Below are 5,674 nucleotides of genomic sequence, written 5' to 3'. Positions count from 1 at the left end.
AGATCGTTGATTCAGATGGAAACCAGTTACCACAATATTTGGAATGGGAACATAATGGTCATAAAAATATATTTCTATTTAATGGTATAAAAATAGTAGGAGATGACGTATTTACATTTACTATTCTAACCGAAGAAAGTTACAAGTTAGGAAAGTTATTAACGAACACAATATAGGTAGTCACAGTAGTAATATTACTTAGGTATCGTTATATATTTTAATGAAATTCAGCATAGCTACCAAAAATTAAATAAGGGACAAAGGTGCAATGAGACAGAATTTTTGGGATAAAATTGTACAGACTCCGACAAGAGCCGCATTTTTTGTATTGGTTCTTACAACGTTGATAGTGTTTTTAATTACCGCATTCTGGCCACAGTTGAGCTCACACGTTTTGCCCAATAGTGCTTTAGGCCTATACAATAAATCATTTTGGGAGAATGTTCTGGTAGAAGCTCATGGCTTAGTGTTCGATATTTTTCTCATAGCTCTTATTTTAGTATGGATGGATAGTCTACGTATAAAAAAAGAATCAAATCAACGCAACTTAGAGGGGTTGTGGGATTTAAACACATTTAACGATGAAATATATCAAAAACGCAAAATAAACATGATAAAGCGATTGAATGCCAATAACGTATATCAAATTGACGTTACAGACTTAAGCTTTAAAGATACTGACATTAACGAATTAAAATTCATTAAATCACGATTGTATGGGTTAAAAGTTTTAAACTGTAACGTCTTTGGCATTCACATAGAAGACTCTGAATTAAACTCTGCCGAATTCACAGATTCAACACTAAAAAAAGGAACCAAGTTATTGAATAGTTATTTGAAAAATGCCGACTTCAAAAATTCAACAGTAATAGGTGTTGATTTCAAAAATTCTAACCTTTTCCAAACCAAATTTATAGGCGCAAAAATGCAAAGCGCTGACTTGCGCGGTTGCGACTTACAAAACACAGTTTTTGAAGGCGCGAACTTAAAAAATATGAATATAAAAATGTGCAAAAACATTAACTGTGATGCTTTAGCTAAAGCGGAATGTCTTGATTATTTAAAGGCAGACAATGCAATTATTGAAGTATTGAGAGAACTTAGACCGGATATGAAGATTAATTTAGGTCAGATAGAGAATCGAACTCTAAACTCTTGCGAGCGCACCACAGCCTGACTACCTAAAAAGATATTTCCACCTCAAATGGATGTCAAGATAAATCTATTGTCAAACTGTCTACTAGTCAACGTTGCCGCAATAAAACCAAGAGCAGGAACTTGTGGAGTGGACTTTAGAGCTAAAAACGGAGGTCATCCAAACCAATCGCGATCCACTAGATAATGGAACTATCAAACTATGATCTTGCGCAGCATCAAACTTTAAGGTTTATAAGAAGCTAAAGGATTAACAATAACGAATTCAACCAATAGTATATGAATACTAACAACTATGTAGGTCTTGTTACTTTATGTCTGATGTAAAAGAGCATTGGTGGTCTAAGCGTACTCCGCGATCCGTCGATTACTTGAAACTATGGAAAGAAAACCCTCGGTTCGACACTGCAGAAAGTGAGTCGAGAATCAGTGATTCTGATTTTGCCGAGGAAGTTATAAGCGAACCCGCAGATAAAAAAAGCTTTTATGGACTGATTACCTCCATCGTAAAGTTGGGGTTTATTGATTTCGAACCAATAGTAGTGTGGAAAAACGACCAAGATCGATACGTCGTAGCAGAAGGAAATCGAAGAGTTTTGGCGCTCAAACTTTTGCGTAACCCTCATAAAGCCCCCAAATCTATTCGCGGCTTCATTTTGCAACAATCCAAGCTAATCAATAGAGATTCGATCGAAAAAATACAAGTGTGCGTAGCCCCAAATGAAGAGGCTACACATTGGTATGTGCTGCAACGCCACTCTACGAGTTCAAATCAAAAACCTTGGCAGCGTTTGCAGCAACAACGTTTTATTGTAAGCCTGTACGATGAATATGAGCATGATATTGAAAAGGTAAAAGAGGTTACCGGATTTACTCGTTCTGAGATAATTTCGGCTTTACGCTATGTTCAACTTAGAGACCTTGCTACAAGAGATGAAGTCATCAAATTGATGACCGAGGAAGAAAAAGAATTGATTTATGGCTATCGAATTTCAATGACAGTCCTCGAACGATGGTTTTCAAACGAAGAAGTTCGGGAGCGGTGGGGCATAAAATTTGACAATATGAAAGTAACGATCACATCGAATGAGAGTAGCTTTTTACATGCCTATGGACATTTTCTCAAACTGATGTTTAACATTGTTCCTAATGATTTAAAGTTCGTAGTTAACACCCGCTCAATTCCTGAGAGAAACGAAGAGATTTTTGCCGTACTACCTGAGGTGACATTCCCTGAACAACTCGTAGAACAGGATCTGACGCAACAAAATCAACAGCCTAATGGTCATAAAGATACAGGTACGACCAAGCCATCTCCAGATAGTCAGGCATCCCCAACTCAGAACTCTAACCCGGCAAACAACAACCAGATAGAGCCAGTCCCACACAACAACAACCGTGCTAGATTGGTCTTGGGATACCAACAGATCAGCGTTAAAAGCCCCAAACTAAACAGTCTCTTCCGTGAACTAAAAGCCGTCCCAATCAAACTTTATGTTCACGTAACTTCAATATCCTTGAGAACATTTTTAGACCTCGCAGTGGACGATTTCATTCAACGTAAAAATCTTACCCATGCTATGGCCACGAAGCTGGGTAAAGATTATACTCATACGATACTGCAGCAACGCTTGAAGTTTCTTTCTAATGACCACATATCGTGTGCTCAGGCCAATAAGGTGATTAGCAAACTCTTGCAACCTAGCAATGAGCATAGCCTTGACACTTTGAACAGCTTTGTTCATGGGCATGAGACACACAAAATTGATCATAGATTTTTGAACGGATTTTGGGATATGCTTGCGCCTTTATTGAAGGTCCTAGTCGATTTAAAGGATAGGTAATGTTTTACTCTCCATTGAGATACCCTGGTGGTAAATCAAAGCTAACGGCATATGTCGTAGAAACGCTAAAGCTCAACAACCTCGAAGGCGGCACCTATGTCGAACCTTTCGCCGGGGGTTGCGCCATCGCGTGGTATCTCCTACTAGAAGGACATGTTCGTAAAGTTTGGATCAATGATCTTGACCCCGCTATCCATGCATTTTGGTACTGCGTTCTAAACAAAACAGACGCTTTATGCCAACTAATTCAAGATACGCCTGTAACCATTGAAGAGTGGCACAAACAAAAGTCAATCTATGAGAGTAAGAACGACGACTTGCTAAAGTTAGGATTTGCTACATTTTTCCTAAACAGAACAAATCGCTCGGGCATAATCAAAGCTGGAGTGATTGGTGGATTGGAGCAAACGGGAAATTATTTGTTAGATTGCAGGTATCAAAAAGATACTCTAATTGAAAAGATTGTAGCCATTGCAGCGCGTAAAGCAGATATTGTTCTAACAAATTTAGATGCGGCAGCATTTATAGATGAGTATGTATCTCAAATCGAAGACCGCTGTTTAGTAAATATTGATCCTCCGTATTATGTGAAAGGTAAAGGTCTCTACCAAAACTTTTTTGAGCATGATGACCATTATAGGCTGTTCCGTAGCGTTAGGGATATATCCCACCCATGGATTGTGACGTATGATGATACTCCTGAAATCTGTGGGATCTATGCTGAATTTGAGCCTCAATCATTTGATTTAACGTATACAGCTCAAACCAAACGTAAAGGTTCAGAAGTTATCATTCATGGACCAAAAACTAAGAAAGTATTTTTTAGTCCAGATACTAGTTTTGCACAGCTAAAAAAAATGCAAAATCTAGGTCGCCCAGCAAAATAAAAAAAAACCCTCATCACGAGGGTTTTCACTAATTTAGATCTTCATACAACTTAGAAAATTTATCTAAGAATATCTCCACGTCTACCTCTATGGTCTTAAGCAAATAATTATAAACCGTTCTTCCTTGCTGCCCCCATACCCCTAGTGCTACTTGTTCTTTATACCATTCTTTGGCTATATCTCTAGGTTTCTTGTTGCCTCTACCATTCCGAATATCATTTAAAGTGTATGTACCAAAGCAAACTGATTTATTATAGTCTTCATTTTTCTCAGTCCAGAATTCTGAATGATCAGACAGTGAATCAAGAAAAGTGGCTAACATACATTCAGGGCTTACAGATCCAGGTAAACAAATGTAGTTTTTTAACTTATTCAACTTAGGGTTAGCTCTTGCGTCACCATCTAAAACAACGATGGAGTTAGGGTATGTAAATGATGGAATTTTCTTCTCTGCTAACTGAATAAGATTATCGCAACCTAAAGTGACATCTGAATACTTCAAGCTTTTAAATCTGTTTTTTAAAATAGCTTTTAAAAAATGAATACATTCAGCGTCTTCAGTAAAAATTACTGTTTGTTTTTTAGGTAGACTACTACCAACAGTCATAGTTAAGTTATGCATTATACGGCTATAATCGGGAGTCTCTTCTATCTCCACCTCACCATCTTTTTTCTTTAAATAGACACAATTAAAATGTTGTTCTCTCCCTCTTTGTTTTTTTAGCTCACATATTTTTTCAAGCATAGAAAGAGAATGAGTTGTTGCAATTACTTGAATCTTAGCTGCTTTGCAGAAGCTACTCATTAACTCCAATAGTTTTACTTGAGAACCAGGATAAAGAGTCGCGTCAATTTCATCTATGGCTAAAATTCCACCTTTGTAATCAGCAGGAAAATCTCGCTTAAGGCGCATAAACGAAAGCACAGCTAATAATATTTTCCCTAAGTTATCTTGTCCTGAAGAGTTGGACTGCCAATCATAATGATCAGTTGTAACGCAAAGTGTATTTTTATTTGGCCCTTCGAGATAATCTATAGACTCCAAGTTGTCACGCGAAAATAAAATCCTATTATAATTTTCGGTAAACCACATTTGCTCATCTTGAGTAAGTTTAATATCCCGTTCGTTAACTCTACCAGCTTCGGCAATGGGTATTAATCGTTTTAAACTCAAATAAATAACCGGTAATTGAACATATCCACTACCTTTATCCTTAGTGCCCTTCTGCCAGAATCTAATAGTATCATCCCGAGCATAGCTTTGAATTGTGAACTTTCCATCTTCATCAATATCTGAATGTAGATGCTTGTCTTTGAAATAGAGGGACCATTCATGCTCACCAGGTAAATCTCGTTCATTAGACAGTCGAAATTTACTACTGAATGTCGAACGGTAACTATCTCCACTCAAAGGTTTTTGTCCAGAGAAAACATGGTCCTTAGGTGGAATAGTAAATGTCTGAGATAATATTCCTAATAGCGTGCTTTTTTGAGTTCCGTTTTGACCTGCAATCAAAGTAATTTGTTCACCCAAGGAGAATCCAACTTGCTTGAAACCTCGAAATTTTTCAATAGATGCTTTTTTTATTATCACTTCGTATAAACCAACAAACATTAAACACAAAAAGCCACACATCAACGATGTGTGGCTTCATTTTAAAAAATCTTCTTAAACACTGGCGCGATGGCTTTGCCGATAATCTTAAAGTTGCGCCCGTTCTTGTGGTTGATCTCGAATGACTCGTAGGTCGGGTTGTCTGAAATCACCAGGTAAATCCCTTGCGGAAT

4 protein-coding genes are annotated in these 5,674 nt (G+C 37.4%); 3 read left to right on the top strand and 1 reads right to left on the bottom strand.

Features of this window, described 5'->3' with window-relative positions:
* Positions 1 to 268 precede the first annotated feature (268 nt).
* The 3 genes from ACN0WY_RS17370 (at position 269) to ACN0WY_RS17360 (ending at position 3,886) form a co-directional block, all read left to right on the top strand.
* Entirely contained in the window at positions 269 to 1,177 is a 909-nt protein-coding gene (locus ACN0WY_RS17370; RefSeq protein ID WP_222738865.1) for a pentapeptide repeat-containing protein, read from the top strand.
* Between the two features lie 292 nt (positions 1,178 to 1,469).
* The gene (locus tag ACN0WY_RS17365) at positions 1,470 to 2,999 is read left to right on the top strand and encodes a ParB N-terminal domain-containing protein (protein WP_417212645.1); all 1,530 of its coding nucleotides are present in this window, start codon (positions 1,470 to 1,472) and stop codon (positions 2,997 to 2,999) included.
* On the top strand, positions 2,999 to 3,886 hold the full coding sequence (locus ACN0WY_RS17360; protein ID WP_417212643.1) for a DNA adenine methylase: 888 nt from the start codon (positions 2,999 to 3,001) through the stop codon (positions 3,884 to 3,886). The genes ACN0WY_RS17365 and ACN0WY_RS17360 overlap by 1 nt, the downstream gene beginning before the upstream one ends.
* Before the next feature lie 28 nt (positions 3,887 to 3,914).
* Here the strand turns inward: ACN0WY_RS17360 and ACN0WY_RS17355 are convergent, their stop codons facing one another.
* Positions 3,915 to 5,501: an ATP-dependent nuclease gene (locus ACN0WY_RS17355; RefSeq protein ID WP_417212641.1), complete on the bottom strand. Its 1,587-nt coding sequence runs from the start codon at positions 5,499 to 5,501 to the stop codon at positions 3,915 to 3,917.
* Between the last annotated feature and the right edge of the window lie 173 nt (positions 5,502 to 5,674).

The organism is Tenacibaculum sp. (genome assembly GCF_048269885.1).
In the GTDB taxonomy this organism is placed as follows: Bacteria; Bacteroidota; Bacteroidia; order Flavobacteriales; family Flavobacteriaceae; genus Polaribacter.
The sequence above is the reverse complement of the archived record's forward strand: the minus strand, read 5'-3'. Positions and strand labels throughout refer to the sequence as shown.